Source organism: Enterobacter cloacae complex sp. IR5384 (genome assembly GCF_049237265.1).
Classification (GTDB): Bacteria; Pseudomonadota; Gammaproteobacteria; order Enterobacterales; family Enterobacteriaceae; genus Enterobacter; species Enterobacter cloacae.
Genome location: NZ_JBMKHJ010000011.1, coordinates 1 through 17,902 on the forward strand (window position 1 = coordinate 1; position 17,902 = coordinate 17,902).

Annotated in this window: 15 protein-coding genes; 9 read left to right on the forward strand and 6 right to left on the reverse strand. The window is 54.1% G+C overall.

Going from position 1 to position 17,902, the window contains the following annotated elements; genetic code table 11:
• Positions 1 to 183: 183 nt before the first annotated feature.
• Entirely contained in the window at positions 184 to 1,743 is a 1,560-nt protein-coding gene (gene cueO / locus ACOTX3_RS11245) for a multicopper oxidase CueO (RefSeq protein ID WP_058678999.1), read from the reverse strand.
• Positions 1,744 to 1,888: 145 nt separating this feature from the next.
• On the opposite strand from cueO, the gene ACOTX3_RS11250 reads away from it, so the two are divergent.
• From ACOTX3_RS11250 to speD, 3 genes are all read left to right on the forward strand, one after another.
• Positions 1,889 to 2,236, forward strand: a complete 348-nt coding sequence (locus tag ACOTX3_RS11250; protein ID WP_014830675.1) for a YacC family pilotin-like protein — start codon at positions 1,889 to 1,891, stop codon at positions 2,234 to 2,236.
• Between the two features lie 114 nt (positions 2,237 to 2,350).
• A complete protein-coding gene (gene speE / locus ACOTX3_RS11255) occupies positions 2,351 to 3,220 on the forward strand; it encodes a polyamine aminopropyltransferase (RefSeq protein ID WP_020688518.1) in 870 nt (289 codons plus the stop codon).
• Entirely contained in the window at positions 3,221 to 4,015 is a 795-nt protein-coding gene (speD, locus tag ACOTX3_RS11260; RefSeq protein ID WP_013095609.1) for an adenosylmethionine decarboxylase, read from the forward strand.
• A gap of 67 nt (positions 4,016 to 4,082) precedes the next feature.
• Here the strand turns inward: speD and ACOTX3_RS11265 are convergent, their stop codons facing one another.
• On the reverse strand, positions 4,083 to 4,703 hold the full coding sequence (locus tag ACOTX3_RS11265) for a LuxR C-terminal-related transcriptional regulator (RefSeq protein WP_013095608.1): 621 nt from the start codon (positions 4,701 to 4,703) through the stop codon (positions 4,083 to 4,085).
• 310 nt (positions 4,704 to 5,013) lie between these two features.
• On the opposite strand from ACOTX3_RS11265, the gene ACOTX3_RS11270 reads away from it, so the two are divergent.
• The 4 genes from ACOTX3_RS11270 to ACOTX3_RS11285 all read left to right on the forward strand — a co-directional run bounded on the left by ACOTX3_RS11270 (position 5,014) and on the right by ACOTX3_RS11285 (position 7,898).
• The gene (locus ACOTX3_RS11270) at positions 5,014 to 5,679 is read left to right on the forward strand and encodes a DUF2589 domain-containing protein (protein WP_040022115.1); all 666 of its coding nucleotides are present in this window, start codon (positions 5,014 to 5,016) and stop codon (positions 5,677 to 5,679) included.
• A 79-nt stretch (positions 5,680 to 5,758) separates the two neighbouring features.
• On the forward strand, positions 5,759 to 6,466 hold the full coding sequence (locus tag ACOTX3_RS11275; protein ID WP_058678998.1) for a DUF2589 domain-containing protein: 708 nt from the start codon (positions 5,759 to 5,761) through the stop codon (positions 6,464 to 6,466).
• A complete protein-coding gene (locus ACOTX3_RS11280) occupies positions 6,459 to 6,908 on the forward strand; it encodes a lysozyme (RefSeq protein ID WP_023620924.1) in 450 nt (149 codons plus the stop codon). The genes ACOTX3_RS11275 and ACOTX3_RS11280 overlap by 8 nt, the downstream gene beginning before the upstream one ends.
• 18 nt (positions 6,909 to 6,926) lie before the next feature.
• Positions 6,927 to 7,898, forward strand: coding sequence for a hypothetical protein (locus ACOTX3_RS11285; protein WP_058678997.1), 972 nt, complete (start codon positions 6,927 to 6,929; stop codon positions 7,896 to 7,898).
• Positions 7,899 to 7,945: 47 nt separating this feature from the next.
• Here the strand turns inward: ACOTX3_RS11285 and yacL are convergent, their stop codons facing one another.
• Together yacL and acnB are read right to left on the reverse strand one after the other, a co-directional pair.
• Positions 7,946 to 8,308, reverse strand: coding sequence for a protein YacL (gene yacL, locus ACOTX3_RS11290; protein WP_058678996.1), 363 nt, complete (start codon positions 8,306 to 8,308; stop codon positions 7,946 to 7,948).
• A 189-nt stretch (positions 8,309 to 8,497) separates the two neighbouring features.
• Complete coding sequence (acnB, locus tag ACOTX3_RS11295; RefSeq protein WP_013095602.1) at positions 8,498 to 11,095, reverse strand: bifunctional aconitate hydratase 2/2-methylisocitrate dehydratase; 2,598 nt, start codon at positions 11,093 to 11,095, stop codon at positions 8,498 to 8,500.
• A gap of 891 nt (positions 11,096 to 11,986) precedes the next feature.
• Between acnB and ACOTX3_RS11300 the strand changes: the two genes are divergently transcribed.
• Positions 11,987 to 13,531, forward strand: coding sequence for a DUF3300 domain-containing protein (locus ACOTX3_RS11300; protein WP_058678995.1), 1,545 nt, complete (start codon positions 11,987 to 11,989; stop codon positions 13,529 to 13,531).
• A gap of 10 nt (positions 13,532 to 13,541) precedes the next feature.
• Positions 13,542 to 14,333 (forward strand): DUF2950 family protein, encoded by a 792-nt coding sequence (locus ACOTX3_RS11305; protein ID WP_038418689.1) that lies wholly within the window; start codon positions 13,542 to 13,544, stop codon positions 14,331 to 14,333.
• Between the two features lie 52 nt (positions 14,334 to 14,385).
• Here the strand turns inward: ACOTX3_RS11305 and lpdA are convergent, their stop codons facing one another.
• On the reverse strand, positions 14,386 to 15,810 hold the full coding sequence (gene lpdA, locus ACOTX3_RS11310) for a dihydrolipoyl dehydrogenase (RefSeq protein WP_014830669.1): 1,425 nt from the start codon (positions 15,808 to 15,810) through the stop codon (positions 14,386 to 14,388).
• A 197-nt stretch (positions 15,811 to 16,007) separates the two neighbouring features.
• The gene (gene aceF / locus ACOTX3_RS11315) at positions 16,008 to 17,900 is read right to left on the reverse strand and encodes a pyruvate dehydrogenase complex dihydrolipoyllysine-residue acetyltransferase (RefSeq protein ID WP_023620930.1); all 1,893 of its coding nucleotides are present in this window, start codon (positions 17,898 to 17,900) and stop codon (positions 16,008 to 16,010) included.
• Positions 17,901 to 17,902 lie beyond the last annotated feature (2 nt).

Below are 17,902 nucleotides of genomic sequence, written 5' to 3' on the forward strand. Positions count from 1 at the left end.
GCATCCCAGGGCATAAGCGACTCCATAAACGGGTTCTTATGCCTTAGTTGTAAGTGTCTACCATGTCCCCGAACAAGTGTTCACTATGTCCCCGGACCGTACATGGGAGAGGGCCAGGGTGAGGGCATCAGGCCGCACCTGCGAAATGTAGGCCGGGTAAGGCGAAGCCGCCACCCGGCTTTTTTATACGGTAAAACCCAGCATCATCCCCGTATCTTCATGCTCCAGCAGATGACAGTGCGCCATATAGGCAAACTCCTTTGGCGCCTCGTGGTCAAACTTCACCAGCACCTCGCTGACGCCGCCTTCCACTCTCACTGTATCTTTCCAGCCCGCGCGATGCGCATCTGGCGTTTTGCCGTTCTCTGAAAGAATACGGAACTGGGTGCCGTGAATATGGAACGGATGCAGCATCATGTCGCCTTCGCCTGAAATCACCCAGCGCTCAAACTGCCCTTTTGTAGCAGCAAACATTGGCGTGTTCATATCGAACGCTTTGCCGTTGATCATATTGGCATTGTGGAAATCAAACCCGTGACCGCCGTGATTCATACCGCCCATCTTGCCGTGATCCATGTTCATATGGCCCATCATCTGCCCGTGGTGCATCCCCGCCATCGCCTGATCGCCATACTTTTTCATCAGCGCCTGCATGCCCATCATGTCGAGCATCGGATCCATGGAGAGCTGAAGCTTACGTTGCGTAAGCCCATCCAGCGACGGAAGTGCCGGCAGCGTGGTTAAGGTGTCCGGCAGCGTACCGGAGGCGGTGATCTGCAGCGGCTGAATACGTAAAACCGGGTGCGGCTTATCGAATGGCGCAACGGCCATCCCCATCTGGCTGACCGGGAGCGTCACCAGGTCAAATGATTTACCGTCGCTGATGTCCACCAGCACCTCAAAGCGCTCGCCCATCAGCACAGGGAGTTCATTCACTTTGACCGGCTCAGGCAGCAGTCCTCCGTCGCTCGCCACGACGTACAGCGGACGATTATCGCTGGTGGCAAAGTTCAGCGAGCGTGCGTTGCATCCGTTGAGCAGACGTAACCGCAGCCAGCCTTTTGGTGCAGCGTGCTGGGGGTAGATCGCGCCATTAGTCAGCAGCGTATCGCCAAACCAGCCTACCGCCGCGGTCATCACATCCAGCTGATAATCAATCTGACCGTCTGAGGAGAATTTTTTGTCCTGCACAATGACCGGCACATCGTCGATACCCCACTGTTTGGGCAGACGCAGCAAGCGACTTTCGTCATCTTCAATCAGCACCAGGCCTGCCAGCCCCATGGCCACCTGATGGCCCGTTTTGCCATGCTGATGCGGATGGAACCAGCAGGTCGCCGCCTGCTGCTCGGGGGTAAAGGTCACGGTGCGCTTCCCGCCCGCTTTTATAATCCCTTGCGGGCCGCCGTCGACCTCGCCCGGCACTTCCAGCCCGTGCCAGTGCAGCGTCGTCTCTTCTGCCAGCGTGTTGTGAATATCAACGGTGACGGCTTTTCCTCTGCGCAACTGCAGCGCCGGGCCAAGCACATTGCCGTTATAGCCCCAGGTGGTGGCGTTATATTTGCCAAACGCCGTTTTACCGGACTGAACCACCAGCTGGATACGGCCACGGGCATCGGCGGTCAATAAATCAGGAATGGGTAAGGCAGGTCTGTCAGCCGCCAGAACCGCGCGACTCCACAGTGGTAATGCGCTGGCAACCCCCAACGCAACGGAATATTTTAGAAATTCACGACGTTGCATATTCATTTCCTTATTTCGTGCAGACGATCTTTTGAGCATAAACCCTCCCCTTACCGGAAGGTCAAGTAACGCGGCAATAATAAAGATCGTCGCACTGGCACCAAATATGCTAACGTTGATTTTCCGTGATGCAGTGGTAGAAGCAATGAAGACGTTTTTCAGGACAATTTTGTTCACCAGCCTGATGGCAATGTGTGCGAACAGCTATGCGCTCAGTGAAAATGAAGCGGAAGATATGGCCGATCTGACGGCGGTTTTTGTGTTCCTGAAAAATGATTGTGGCTACCAGAATTTACCCAACGGGCAAATTCGTCGCGCACTGGTCTTTTTTGCCCAGCAGAACCAATGGGACCTCAGCAACTACGACAGCTTCGACATGAAAGCGCTCGGTGAAGACAGTTACCGTGATTTAAGCGGTATTGGCATCCCAACGGCAAAAAAATGCAAAGCGCTGGCCCGCGATTCGCTTAGCCTGCTCGCCTACGTGAAATAACCTTCCCGACGCCTCTTGTTTCGCCTGGAACCGTGCAACCACGGTTATAGTTAGCTATCATGTTTCGCTCATTTTTCGTGAGTGTAACGGATGTTAACGAAGAGGAGTCCGCGTATGGCCGACCACACGTTGTGGCATGAAACACTGCATGACCAGTTTGGTCAGTACTTTGCCGTTGATAACGTGCTTTATCATGAGAAAACCGATCATCAGGATCTGATCATCTTCGAGAATGCCGCTTTTGGCCGCGTAATGGCGCTGGACGGCGTGGTGCAAACCACCGAGCGAGATGAGTTTATCTATCATGAGATGATGACCCACGTCCCGCTGCTGGCCCATGGCCACGCGAAGCACGTGCTGATTATCGGCGGCGGCGACGGGGCGATGCTGCGCGAAGTCTCCCGCCACCAGTCCATTGAAACCATCACCATGGTAGAGATCGACGCGGGCGTGGTCTCATTCTGTCGTCAGTACCTGCCTAACCATAACGCGGGTAGCTACGACGATCCGCGCTTTAAGCTGGTGATTGACGATGGCGTGAACTTCGTCAACCAGACGAATCAGACGTTTGACGTCATTATCTCCGACTGTACCGACCCTATCGGCCCAGGCGCCTCGCTGTTTACCTCATCGTTCTACGAGGGTTGCAAGCGTTGTCTGAACCCTGGCGGTATCTTCGTGGCGCAAAATGGCGTCTGCTTCCTGCAGCAGGATGAAGCGCTAGACAGCCACCGCAAACTGAGCACCTATTTTGGCGATGTTAGCTTCTATCAGGCTGCCATTCCGACCTACTACGGCGGGATCATGACCTTTGCCTGGGCGACGGATAACGACGTCCTGCGTCATCTCTCCACGGAGATTATCCAGGCGCGCTTCCATCAGGCAGGTCTCCAGTGCCGTTACTACAATCCGGCGGTCCATACCGCAGCCTTCGCCTTGCCGCAGTACCTGCAAGATGCACTGTCCTCCCAGGGGGTGAACTAATTGAAAAAGCTTAAACTGCATGGCTTTAACAACCTGACCAAAAGCCTGAGTTTTTGTATTTACGATATCTGCTATGCCAAAACAGCGGAAGAGCGCGATGGCTACATCGCCTATATCGATGAACTCTACAATGCCAACCGACTGACCGAGATCCTGTCGGAAACCTGCTCTATTATCGGCGCAAATATTCTGAACATCGCCCGCCAGGATTATGAACCTCAGGGCGCCAGCGTGACCATTCTGGTCAGCGAAGAGCCGGTCGATCCTAAGCTTATCGACAAAACCGAACACCCGGGCCCGCTGCCTGAAGTGGTTGTCGCCCACCTAGATAAAAGCCATATCTGCGTACACACCTACCCGGAGAGCCACCCGGAAGGCGGCCTGTGTACGTTCCGCGCCGATATCGAAGTATCCACCTGCGGCGTGATCTCCCCGCTAAACGCGCTGAACTATTTAATTCACCAGCTGGAATCCGATATCGTCACCATTGATTATCGTGTGCGTGGTTTTACGCGCGATATCAACGGTATGAAGCACTTTATCGATCACGAGATCAACTCCATTCAGAACTTTATGTCCGAGGACATGAAATCGCTGTACGACATGATGGACGTGAACGTGTATCAGGAGAACATCTTCCACACCAAGATGCTGCTTAAGGAGTTTGACCTTAAGCACTACATGTTCCACACAAAGCCAGAAGATTTAAGCGAAGAAGAGCGTAAGGTCATTACCGACCTGCTCTGGAAAGAGATGCGCGAAATCTACTACGGCCGCAATATTCCGGCCGTGTAAGACGCAGGTAAGCAGACAAAGAAGGAAAAGTGATGATTTTTCCTTCTTTATCATGCTGGTTATTTTCCTAAACAGTCGTTTGGGCCAGTATCATCGCCGCTTCCGTGCGGTTTCTGACTCCCAGTTGACGAAACAGGGCGTGAAGGTGATTTTTAACCGTCCCTTCCGCAATCCCGAGTACACGACAAATTTGCTTATTGCTATTTCCCTGAACAACAAGATGCAGAATCTCACGTTGTCGGGGTGATAGTGTGCACAGCGGGGATGGATAATTCTGCATGCGTATTAATTTATGTTCGCGCAGGCAACTATCCGGTAAATATATTCTCCCTTGCCGCACCCATTCAATTGCCTGCAATAACTCTTCCGACTCCATTTTCTTGGTTAAAATCCCTGCCGCACCACATTCCAGAAAATAAATCGGGTTGACATTATCCAGCCGTGAAAAATTCATCAACACTAAAATAGTGTCCGCCTGCGATTTTAACTGGGTTAATAACGCTCTTTTTTTCTCTATTTCATAATCCGCATCCAGAATAACAACATCCGTCCTGACTTTTATTAAGCCTTTCCAGACCTCATCTTCGGTATGTGCTGCTGTGATGTGTAATGCGGGCGCAAGTTCCGCCCAACGGCATCGGATGCCATGAATGAACAGCGGCAATTCATCATAAATAAGTATATTCATTGTGGTCCCACTTAAATAATCGTTATCTTGTTAGCGGCACTTAAACCCTTCAAACAAACCTTAAACAACGGTTGCTGCGGGATGAAAAGTAATAACACCAGGAGAAACTTTCAATTGCAGGAGTAATGCCGGTTTAATTTATTAAGCACAGCCCGTCTCATTTCGCCATGTAACTTTCGATACAGACCATTCCATACAGACACAATGATTTCCGAAAACATAACTTTAAGCGCATGGATGCTTTTTTAATCGATATCCATGATTAATGGGCAGACATATTCTGCTCCCCCCAAACATCGAGGAATGAATTATGCCAGATGCAAATGTTGATGCCGGATTTATTGGTTCAGTTATTAGTTCATTGCCGCTAGACAGTATGATTTCCGCGCCATTACAGGCAATGATTAAAGCCCAAACCCAGGCAGCCAAAAGTTATACCGATTTCTTATTAAGCGTCTGTATTAAAGATGGCAAAGCCGTTTCGGTACAGTTTGATTATGAGGAGACCCTCGTCGATGAGAAAGGCGTGACGACCGGTACGCAAACCAAAGTCATGCGTATTCCTCTGCTGGCGGCAGTGGTGCACCCCATCATCTGTATCGAAGAAGGGACCATCGACTTCGAGCTTGAGATCCATCAGAGCGCAGCCAGCAATGAAAGCAGCAGCCAGGAAGGCTCCCTGGAGGGCAAAATCGGCTGGGGTCCATTCTCCGTTAGCGTCAAGGGCAGCGTGAGCCATAAGTCAGAACAGACCCGTTCGACCGATACCCGTGCCAAATACTCCATCCACACCTCCGTTAAACGTCAGCCGATGCCGGAAGCACTTAGCCGCGTGGTCGATTATCTGACCAATGCAGCTACCAAACCGGCACAACGCGCTGGAGATCAACCCGCTGAGCTGCCTGCAACCAACAGTTCAGGTCTGATTACACCAGCACCAGCACCAGCCGCGCCTGCTCAGGGGGGTAACGGCTAACCCGTACAACGCATTTAAACGCATTTATTACCCCTTACAGGTGTCCGGTTAACGGGCACCTGCCTGATGGAGAAAAAATATGCCTGATTCACGTCGATTCTGGTTCAGCCGTAAAACGCCCGGCGATGTAAAGCCTGAAGCCAGTACCGAACCCCCGGCAGATAAACCGACGACGGTATCGTCAGATCCCCCCTCTGCCGCAACTCCGTCTCCTTCTCCTGCCGGGGAGGAGGAGAACGCCGGAAGCAATGACGGAGGTGACGGCGGGGGCGATGACGGAACGCCGCCCCCCCCTGCCGGCAACAAGGGCAACCACGCGATGGGATTAGATGCCCTCGTACAAGGGCTCCAGCACGCCGCCTTTAGCGCCAACCAGTATATGGCCCATCAGTACGTTGCCGTGCTCTCGCAGCTATTTGAGCAGGCCCCGGACGGCAGCTACAAACCCGACTATGCCGAGCTTCAGCTGGATGACGGGCATCGATTGAACGTACCGCTGGTGACACTTGCTCCACCGCGCAATCTGTCAATGGAGAGAATGAAGATGCGCCTGACCGTTCGCGGTGATGCCACAGAAGCCATCAGCACGCTGACAGGACAGGGAGAGCGGGGTCACTTCCACGTCACGATGGCGCCCCAGCCCCATGAGGGCAAAACGGACAGCCAGAACATTGATATTGAAATTGATTTTGTCGCTCAGGAACCGCCGGAAGCGGTGCTGCGGCTGCTTGATGAATTTATCCACCGTATGACCCCCGTCCCCGTAAAGGAGAATAGCCATGAGTAATGCCTTGAAAACAACCGGCAATGGCGGCATTGCCCTTATCAAACAGTACGAAGGCCTGCGTTTAACCACCTACAAAGACGCAGTCGGTATTCCGACTATCGGTTATGGTCACGTCGAAAACCCGGTCCCGCCAGGCGGCACGCGGACCATCACCGCAGAAGCCGCAGAACAGCTCCTTCGTGATGACCTGCAGCGTTTTGAGCACGAGGTTAACAACATGCTGACTGTGGAGGTGACTCAGAACCAGTTCGATGCTCTGGTGAGCTTCGCCTTCAATCTGGGCCCGGCCAATCTGAAGAGTTCAACCCTGTTACGCAAAGTGAACAGCGGAGACGTTAACGGCGCCGCCGACGAATTTCTGAAATGGAACCATGCGGGTGGTCAGGTCCTGGCGGGCCTGACAGCACGTCGTAACGCTGAAAAAACTCTTTTTTTATCCTGATCAATCACGAGGTGTAAAATGACAATTCGAATTCTTTCCTGGCGTGCTGACTCCTTTACGCACGAGGCAGACGACCTGCGAAGTGCGGATAACGATCTTCTGACTCACGCCAAAGAGCGGATGGAGTTTCGTCTGAGCCAGGTTATTGCTGAGCTCAAAGCGGTGCTGGAAACTGACACCGGTAGCTGGGACCATACCTTTGTCACACTTCCGGAATTTTTCTGGAATACCCGCTGGAGTAATGTGCTCAGTGAAGATGAACTCATGCAACTCGGTGACTTCTACATGGACCATGTCAGCGACTACGTTAACAGGCTGATTGATGCCTTCCCGGCCCGTTCCGGGGATCCCTCTTCTGCCATCACGTTTCTGGCGGGAACATGTGCCATCCTCTACCGCGACGATAAAGAGAGTGAGAAGACGCCCTGCCAAGATCCCGTTTTTCACGCTGTGAATTGGCTGCTGTGCGGGCAGAATACCCGTAGCGATAAATCTCTGACGATGTGGCCAAAACGCTACGTTTCCACAATTGATTTCTTTCCTCAGGTGAACGGTCACGCGATCCCAGGTCATATTTCAGCCCAATTGCCGAATGGTCAAATCATTCATATTGGCAGCAGCAGTGAAGTGTCGGCAGAATCAGTGCATGGGATCGTCATCACCGATTACTTCACCAATACTTATGCTGACGATAAGCCATTTAGCATTGATATCTGCCTGGATTATTTTACCCAGAAAGGTGTTCGCCCGGCGGGCTGGGAACAGCGGGTAGCGGAGCTGCGGAGTAAACAAAGTGACATTGATTTCCTGATAGCCTGCGGAATGCCGGCTGGCGATCCGCCGCAAAACCCTGGCGGCGTGCAATTCCTTGTACGCAACGATGGTATGCCAGGCGTTTCCCAATGTCAGGCGTGGTCGTTCAGCGCCAGGGGGGCGTCACCCGTTGCGGCGACCAACCCGACCGCTAATTTTGTGAGATTTTTGCTGTAGAGCGATACCAGCGAATTCCCTCCGACACGCTTCGGAGGGAATTTCATTTATTTCTGTTTCATAAACTCCCGGTACGCCGCCACGACCTGCAGAAAGTCCTCCACGCCGCACAGCGACAGGCTCTCTTCGTCGTAGTAGCTCATCCCCTCTTCCATCTCGTCGCCCGAGAATTCCAGCTGGTTGGCCCGCACCATCACCTCTTCGCCATCCATCCACAGCGTGTATTCATGACCCGCACGTTGCCAGGAACGTTCACTGCCATTTATCGTATTCGCCGCCTGTTCAACTTCATCAAGAAGCGCTAGATTTTCTTTCACTTCTTCGTTAAACCAGTGTCCAACGGCTTCGTGGCCCATCGACATACGCACTTTCACCACCCCGGTGATGTCGCGCAGAAATTCGTAATCCATAGTGTTTTCCTCTGCAAAGCCATTACGGTAATTATCGCAGCAGAGAGGAAGAAAAAAAGCGTGTGAGGTGGGAGGAATGAAAATAAAAAGGTGAGAGCAAGGCCCTGCGGCCTGATGCCCTCACCCCGGCCCTCTCCCATGGGAGAGGGTGCAAACACTAAAAACCGTCTCGTGGAGACGGTTTTGCTTTTATACCGCCGTCTGGAAGATCACCCCGTCAGCTTTCTCGGTGTACTGAGAGAGCTGGTCGAAGTTCAGATAGCGATAGGTATCCACCGCCGTCTTATCAACCTGAGCAACGAAGGTCTGGTACTCTTCCGGCGTTGGCAGTTTGCCAATCAGCGCCGCAACCGCCGCCAGCTCAGCAGACGCCAGGTAGACGTTCGCACCGGTACCTAAACGGTTCGGGAAGTTACGGGTAGAGGTGGAGACCACCGTCGCACCGTCTGCCACGCGCGCCTGGTTACCCATACACAGGGAACAACCTGGGATTTCGATGCGCGCACCGCTCTTACCAAACACGCTGTAGTAACCCTCTTCAGTCAGCTGCGCCGCATCCATACGGGTTGGTGGCGCAACCCACAGGCGGGTTGGCAGCTGGCCTTTATGAGTATCCAGCAGTTTACCGGCAGCACGGAAGTGACCGATGTTGGTCATACAGGAACCGATGAACACTTCGTCGATCTTATCGCCCTGCACGTCAGACAGCAGACGCGCATCGTCAGGATCGTTCGGCGCACAGAGAATTGGCTCTTTAATGTCTGCCAGATCGATGTCGATCACCGCCGCATATTCTGCGTCAGCATCGGCTTCCAGCAGCTGCGGATCCGCCAGCCATTTCTCCATCCCCTGAATACGACGCTCCAGCGTACGACGGTCGCCGTAGCCTTCCGCAATCATCCACTTCAGCAGGACGATATTAGAGTTCAGATACTCAATGATCGGCTCTTTGTTCAGCTTGATGGTACAACCCGCAGCGGAACGCTCTGCAGACGCATCGGTCAGCTCGAATGCCTGCTCAACTTTGAGATCCGGCAGCCCTTCAATTTCCAGGATGCGGCCAGAGAAGATGTTTTTCTTACCCTTCTTCTCAACGGTCAGCAGGCCCTGTTTGATGGCATACAGCGGGATAGCGTGAACCAGGTCGCGCAGGGTGATACCCGGCTGCATTTTACCTTTGAAGCGCACCAGTACCGATTCCGGCATATCCAGTGGCATCACGCCGGTCGCTGCGGCAAACGCCACCAGACCGGAGCCCGCCGGGAAGGAGATACCAATCGGGAAACGGGTATGGGAGTCACCGCCGGTACCTACAGTATCCGGCAGCAGCATACGGTTCAGCCAGGAGTGGATAACGCCGTCGCCCGGACGCAAGGAGACGCCGCCACGGTTCATGATGAAGTCTGGCAGCGTGTGGTGCGTGGTTACGTCAACCGGCTTCGGATACGCCGCCGTGTGACAGAAGGACTGCATGACCAGATCGGACGAGAAGCCCAGGCACGCCAGGTCTTTCAGCTCGTCACGGGTCATTGGGCCAGTGGTGTCCTGAGAGCCCACAGAGGTCATCTTCGGCTCGCAGTAAGCGCCAGGACGGATACCGGCCACGCCGCACGCGCGGCCAACCATTTTCTGCGCCAGCGAGAAGCCACGATTGCTTTCTGCTACGTCTTTCGCATGACGGAACACGTCTGAGTGCGGCAGACCCAGCGCTTCACGCGCTTTGGTGGTCAGGCCACGACCGATGATCAGCGGGATACGGCCACCGGCACGCACTTCGTCGATCAGCACATCGGTTTTCAGCTCGAAGCTCGCCAGCAGCTCGTTGGTGTCGTGGTTACGGACTTCACCTTTATACGGGTAAACGTCAATCACGTCGCCCATGTTCAGGTTAGAGACATCCACTTCGATTGGCAGTGCGCCAGCATCTTCCATGGTGTTGAAGAAGATTGGGGCAATCTTACCGCCCAGGCACAGGCCGCCACCGCGTTTGTTCGGCACATGCGGAATATCGTCACCCATAAACCACAGGACGGAGTTAGTGGCGGATTTACGGGAAGAACCGGTACCGACAACGTCACCGACGTAAGCCAGCGGGAATCCTTTTTTCTGCAACGCTTCGATCTGTTTGATCGGGCCGACAACGCCTGGCTGATCCGGCTCAATGCCTTCACGGGCGTTTTTCAGCATCGCCAGTGCGTGCAGCGGGATATCCGGGCGAGACCATGCATCCGGTGCCGGAGAGAGGTCATCGGTGTTGGTTTCACCGGTCACTTTGAATACGGTAACGGTAATTTTTTCAGCCAGCGCAGGACGGTTCAGGAACCATTCGGCATCGGCCCAGGACTGCATCACCTGCTTCGCATAGACGTTGCCTGCTTTGGCTTTTTCTTCCACATCGTAGAAGTTATCGAACATCAGCAGCGTTGAAGAGAGCGCTTTAGCGGCAATCGGTGCCAGCTTGTCGTTATCCAGCGCGTCAATCAGCGGATGAATGTTATAACCACCCTGCATGGTGCCGAGCAGTTCAATGGCTTTTTCAGGAGTAACCAGTGGGGAGGTGGCTTCGCCTTTGGCGATAGCAGCAAGGAATCCGGCTTTTACGTAGGCAGCTTCATCTACGCCAGGCGGTACGCGGTTGATCAGCAGATCTAACAGGAATTCTTCTTCGCCCTTAGGCGGGTTCTTCAGCAGCTCGACGAGCGCGGCCATTTGGGTTGCATCTAACGGTTTGGGTACAATTCCCTCGGCGGCACGTTCTGCTACGTGCTTACGGTATTCTTCTAGCACGACGGTTCTCCTCGCTCTCATTGTCATATGCGGCGGGCGTTCTCTTCACGCTCCTGTGAGACAGCAGTTTGTAGGGTAAATGCCCGATACCGCGTCGGGCAGCATAGCAGGATTTCTGCACAGTGTTAATCCGTTTACAAAAAAGCAACATTAAAAAATTTGCTGAATCGTTAAGCATGGTGTAGAGGGCTGACGGGTGGAATTTTGGCAACAAAAAAACCGCCTGAAAGCGGTTTATTTGTTGCCTTGCGGTGGTAGCACACCGGGTTGGCAGATTTGCGGCAACACCAACGTGAAATATTGTGCATCACTCCCTGTGGGCTTGCAAGCTGCTATCACGATTTTGCGTAGCGCCTTCCCATTTCGTATGAAAGCCCATGTAATTGCATTTTTTGCCTTTTTCAGATCCATTGAATTGACTATTCTTCTCCGCGGCCTGCTCCGCTGGTGTAGCAACCAGTCACCGGGCCCGGGAGCAGTTCCTTCATCTACGCGGCAACATCAACTTGCCAGGTTCTGCCTTTCCCGGTGAAGAATGAACCCGCGTAGCCTGTACAGGAACGCACGCAATGGAGATGCGAATCACTGCGCTGATCGTTGCGCTCGGTTTACTGCTTACGGCACTGCACGGTGGCTGGAACATATCCGACATCACAGTGCTGTTTGTTGTCAACCTCGGCAACTAGCTGCTGGCCGCTCGCAAGAGCGGCCTTCTGAAATCCCAGCGGCTTTTCAGCTATCACATATAATTGTGTAATAAATACTCACACTCTTTATCCGGACGTACCGGCAGTTCCCCAACAAAAGTCAAAACAGTAAAAGGCGAGTGAATAATACTCACGCCAACCGTAACGCCTCACGGCACAGCGCCTGTCTCGTTGGAGTCATTTTATGAAGTTGCCCTTTAAACCACATCTGCTTGTTCTTCTGTGCAGTGCCGGGCTGTTTGCCGCCTCAGGCGTCATGTTTGTCAAAAGTCGGGCGACAGAGCCTGTCGTCCCCGCTCCCGTCGCACAGCAACCGGTAACCCCCGCAGCAGAGCAACCCGCCCCTGTCGTCGCCCCAGCCTATACGGCCGCGCAAATCGATCAGTGGGTTGCTCCCATCGCGCTCTATCCGGATGCCCTGCTGTCCCAAATTTTAATGGCCTCGACCTACCCGGCCAACGTCATCCAGGCGGCGCAGTGGTCCAAAGACAACCCTAAAATGGAAGGAGACGCCGCTATCCAGGCCGTTGCCAGCCAGCCCTGGGATCCCAGCGTAAAATCGCTGGTCGCGTTTCCTCAACTGATGTCGCTGATGGGTGAAAACCCGCCGTGGGTACAAAATCTGGGGGATGCGTTTCTCGCGCAACCGAAGGATGTCATGGATTCCGTCCAACGCCTGCGCGCGCTGGCTCAAAAGACCGGCGCCTTACAATCGACGCCTCAGCAGACGGTCACCACCGTGACGAAACCTGCCCCGGCCAAATCGGCCACCAGCGAATCGACGACTTCCACCACGCCTGCCCCGACGGTGATCAAAATTGAATCCGCGGATCCGCAGGTCGTTTACGTCCCCACCTATAACCCCAATACCGTCTACGGTACCTGGCCAAACACTGCCTATCCGCCAACCTATCTTCCTCCTTCACCGGGAGAGCAGTTTACGGACAGTCTGGTCAAAGGCTTAGGCTTCAGCCTGGGTGTGGCGACAACCTACGCCATCTTCAGCAACATCGACTGGGATGATGACGACGACTGGAACCACCATCATGACGATGACTGGAATCACGGCGGCTATAACCGCAACGGTGATAACAATATCAATATCAACGTTGAGAACTTCAACAAAATCAGTGGTCAACGCCTGACGGATGCCAACCGCACCTGGCAGCATAACCCGGCGTATCGGGAAGGTGTGCCCTACCCCACCAGCCAGCTCAATAACCGCTTCCATTCCACTAACACGGTAACGGGGCTCAGTTCTACGCAGCAAAAACCGGTTAACCGCGACAGCCAGCGTCAGGCGGCCCTGAGCCAGATGGAGAAATCGACGGGTAAAACCTTCCCGCAAACCGCGCGTCCGGGAACCAGAGATGCACAGCGCCAGGCTTCAGGCGAACAGTTGAAGCAGATATCCCAGCGCAACAACTACCGTGGCTACGACACCAGACCGCAAACGGCAAAGCGAACCACCTCGCAGCAGCGTGATAATCACCCTGCCGTAACCCAGCGGCAGGAGAAACGGATCGCGCAGCCTGCTCAGCAACGCCATATCCCGCAGCGAACCAGCCAACCTCGCGCAAATGCCTTGAGCGGCAACGACAGCCGCTCTGCCAACTGGCAAGCCCAGCAGCAACGGGGGGCGCAAAGCAGACAATTGGCTGCCCGTCATCAGCAGCCGCGTCAGGCCCCTGCCGGACGTGCTGAACACCGTGAATTCCGTCATCGTTAAGGGAGCCAACATGAAAAAGAATCTTGTCTGTGGAATGGTGTTGTTCATGATGTCCGCCGCTGCGATGGCACAGCAATCCTTCAGCACGCCCGCTCAGGCGACCGATGCGCTGGCGCATGCCATCAGTGAACAGAATGAAACGGCGATGAACAATCTGCTTGGAGAGAACTGGCGCGATTTTCTGCCGCCTGAAGGGGTCGATCCTGATGCCGTCGATCGTTTCCTCCGCGACTGGAAGGTGCGGCACAACACGGTTATCGATGGTAATACGGCGCATCTGGTCGTCGGCAATAACGACTGGCAGTTGCCCATCCCGGTTGTCAAAACCGCTGCCGGATGGCAATTCGATATCAAGGAGGGCGCCGAGGAGATCCTGACCCGCGAGATCGGGCGTAACGAGCTTGCCGCCATCGAAGCATTACATGCCTATGTGGATGCCCAGCAGAGCTATTTCGCCATGAATCAAAAATACGCGCAGAAAATTGTCAGCTCTGAAGGGAAAAAAGATGGTCTCTACTGGCCCGTTTCGCCGGGTGAAGCCCCCAGCCCGCTGGGACCAGCCTTCAGCCCCAAAGAGCCCGGTGCAGGCTATCACGGCTATCGGTTCCGTATCCTGCCTGATGAGAAAGGCTTTGCGATGGTGGCATGGCCCGTCAGTTATGGCCAGACAGGCGTCATGAGTTTTGTGATAAACCAGGATGACAAAGTGTACCAGGCCGATCTCGGCAATGACTCTGAGCAGAAAGCCCGGGCGTTAACTACCTATAATCCGGATAAAACCTGGCAGCCTGTGGCTCCCTGAATCCAGCACATAAAAAAAGCGGCCACAGGCCGCTTTTTTTGTCTGAAGAAACTTATTTCTTCTTCGCTTTCGCGTTTGGCAGGTCGGTGATGCTACCTTCAAACACTTCTGCCGCCAGGCCCACGGACTCGTGCAGAGTTGGGTGAGCGTGGATGGTCAGCGCGATGTCTTCCGCGTCGCAACCCATTTCGATCGCCAGACCGATTTCACCCAGCAGCTCGCCGCCGTTGGTACCGACAATCGCACCACCGATAACGCGGTGAGTCTCTTTGTCGAAGATCAGTTTGGTCATACCGTCTGCGCAGTCGGAAGCGATAGCACGGCCAGAAGCAGCCCACGGGAAGGTGGCGGTTTCGTAGCTGATGCCTTTCTCTTTCGCTTCTTTCTCGGTCAGACCTACCCATGCCACTTCTGGCTCGGTGTACGCGATAGATGGGATCACTTTCGGATCGAAGTAGTGTTTCATGCCGGCGATAACTTCAGCGGCAACGTGACCTTCGTGAACACCTTTGTGCGCCAGCATTGGCTGACCGACGATATCGCCGATAGCAAAGATGTGCGGCACGTTAGTGCGCAGCTGTTTGTCAACGCGGATGAAGCCACGGTCGTCCACTTCCACGCCAGCTTTGCCCGCGTCGAGGTTCTTACCGTTCGGCACACGGCCGATCGCCACCAGCACGGCGTCGTAACGCTGTGGTTCGGATGGCGCTTTTTTACCTTCCATGGAAACGTAAATACCGTCTTCTTTCGCTTCAACGGCAGTCACTTTGGTTTCCAGCATCAGGTTGAATTTCTTGCTGATACGCTTGGTGAAGACTTTAACGATGTCTTTATCCGCAGCCGGGATAACCTGGTCGAACATTTCAACCACGTCAATGTCTGAACCCAGCGCATGGTACACGGTACCCATTTCCAGACCGATGATACCGCCGCCCATAACCAGCAGACGTTTTGGAACGGTTTTCAGTTCCAGGGCATCGGTGGAATCCCACACGCGTGGATCTTCATGTGGAATGAATGGCAGTTCGATTGGACGAGAGCCCGCCGCGATGATCGCATTGTCGAAGTTGATTACGGTTTTGCCGTTTTCGCCTTCCACTTCAAGGGTGTTCGCGCCGGTGAATTTACCCAGACCGTTAACCACTTTCACTTTACGGCCTTTCGCCATGCCAGCCAGACCACCGGTCAGCTGAGTGATAACTTTCTCTTTCCAGGTACGGATTTTATCGATATCGGTTTTCGGCTCGCCGAAGACGATACCGTGTTCAGCCAGCGCTTTGGCTTCTTCGATAACTTTCGCTACGTGCAGCAGCGCTTTAGAAGGGATACAACCTACGTTCAGACAAACACCACCAAGGGTGTTGTAACGTTCTACGATGACGGTTTCCAGACCTAAATCAGCGCAACGGAAGGCTGCAGAGTAACCTGCGGGACCTGCCCCAAGTACCACGACCTGAGTTTTGATTTCAGTACTCATCATGACCTCTTATTGATTTCCGGCGGTCCAGGTACTTGTCGCCCTTCATCCACCGGGACGTTCTATCCGCTCGCAGTTTACAAAATTGTTAACAATTTTGAAACAACAAACGGCTCACGAATTGTCGCTTTCGCCAATAACCTCACAAACCACATGAGATTAACAGAAAAAAGCCGGCCGACTGGCCGGCTTTTCACTTACATCACCAGGCGGCGAATGTCGCTCAGCATGTTGTTGATGATGGTGATGAAACGCGCACCATCAGCACCGTCGATCACGCGGTGGTCGAAGGACAGAGAGATTGGCATCATCAGACGCGGCACGAACTCTTTGCCATTCCACACCGGCTCCATCGCGGACTTGGACACACCGAGGATAGCCACTTCCGGCGCGTTAACAATCGGTGCGAAGTGGGTAGTACCCAGGCCGCCGATGCTGGAGATAGTGAAGCAACCGCCCTGCATTTCGCCGGCAGTCAGCTTACCATCACGCGCTTTTTTGGAGATGGTGGTCAGTTCACGGGACAGCTCAGTGATGCTCTTCTTATTCACGTCCTTGAAGACCGGAACAACCAGACCATTTGGCGTATCAACCGCAACACCGATGTTGATGTATTTCTTCAGCGTCAGCTTCTGGCCATCTTCGGACAGGGAGCTGTTGAAGCGAGGCATCTGCTCCAGGGCAGCGGCAACGGCTTTCATGATGAAGACCACTGGGGTGAATTTCACGTCCAGTTTACGCTTCTCAGCTTCGGCGTTCTGCTGTTTACGGAACGCTTCCAGATCGGTGATATCGGTTTTGTCGAAGTGCGTAACGTGCGGGATCATGACCCAGTTACGGCTCAGGTTAGCACCAGAGATTTTCTGGATGCGGCCCAGTTCCACTTCTTCAATTTCACCGAACTTGCTGAAGTCCACCTTCGGCCATGGCAGCATGCCCGGGATACCGCCGCCTGCGGCTGCAGCTGGTGCAGCTTCAGCGCGTTTCACCGCGTCTTTCACATAAGCCTGAACGTCTTCGCGCAGGATACGACCTTTACGGCCAGTCCCTTTCACTTTCGCCAGGTTCACGCCGAATTCGCGCGCCAGGCGACGAATCAGCGGGGTCGCGTGGACGTAAGCGTCGTTTTCAGCGAACTCAGATTTGCTTTCCGCTTTTGCAGCAGGTGCCGCTGGTTTAGCAGCCTGAGCCGGAGCAGCAGCCGGTGCTGGAGCAGCCGCGGCAGCCGGAGCGGCAGCAGGCGCAGCGCCTTCCACTTCGAAGACCATGATCAGAGAGCCGGTAGAGACTTTGTCGCCGGTGCTGATTTTGATCTCTTTAACGGTACCCGCGAACGGCGCAGGCACTTCCATAGAGGCTTTGTCGCCTTCAACGGTGATCAGTGACTGTTCAGCGGCAACTTTGTCGCCCACTTTCACCATCACTTCGGTCACTTCGACTTCGTCACCGCCGATGTCAGGAACGTTAACGTCTTTCACGCCGCCTGCTGCTGGTGCAGCCGCTGGAGCCGGAGCAGCAGCCTGAGCTGGCGCAGCGGCAGGTGCAGCACCCGCCACTTCGAAGATCATGATCAGAGAGCCGGTAGACACTTTGTCACCGGTGTTGATCTTGATCTCTTTAACGGTGCCCGCGAACGGCGCCGGCACTTCCATAGACGCTTTATCGCCTTCTACGGTGATCAGAGACTGCTCAGCTGCAACGGTATCGCCCACTTTCACCAGGATTTCAGTGACTTCAACTTCGTCACCACCGATGTCAGGCACGTTAACTTCTTTCGCTGCCGCGGCAGCTGCTGGAGCAGCGGCGGCCGGAGCTTCTTTCTTCTCTTCCTGCGCAGGTGCAGCAGCTGCTGCACCGTCGGCGGAATCGAAAATCATGATCAGTTTGCCAGTCTCGGTTTTATCGCCAACAGAGACTTTGATCTCTTTAACGATGCCAGCCTGAGGAGACGGGACTTCCATAGAGGCTTTGTCGCCTTCTACGGTGATCAGCGACTGTTCAGCTTCAACTTTGTCGCCTACTTTGACCAGGATCTCGGTGATTTCAACTTCATCAGCCCCGATGTCCGGTACATTGATTTCGATAGCCATTA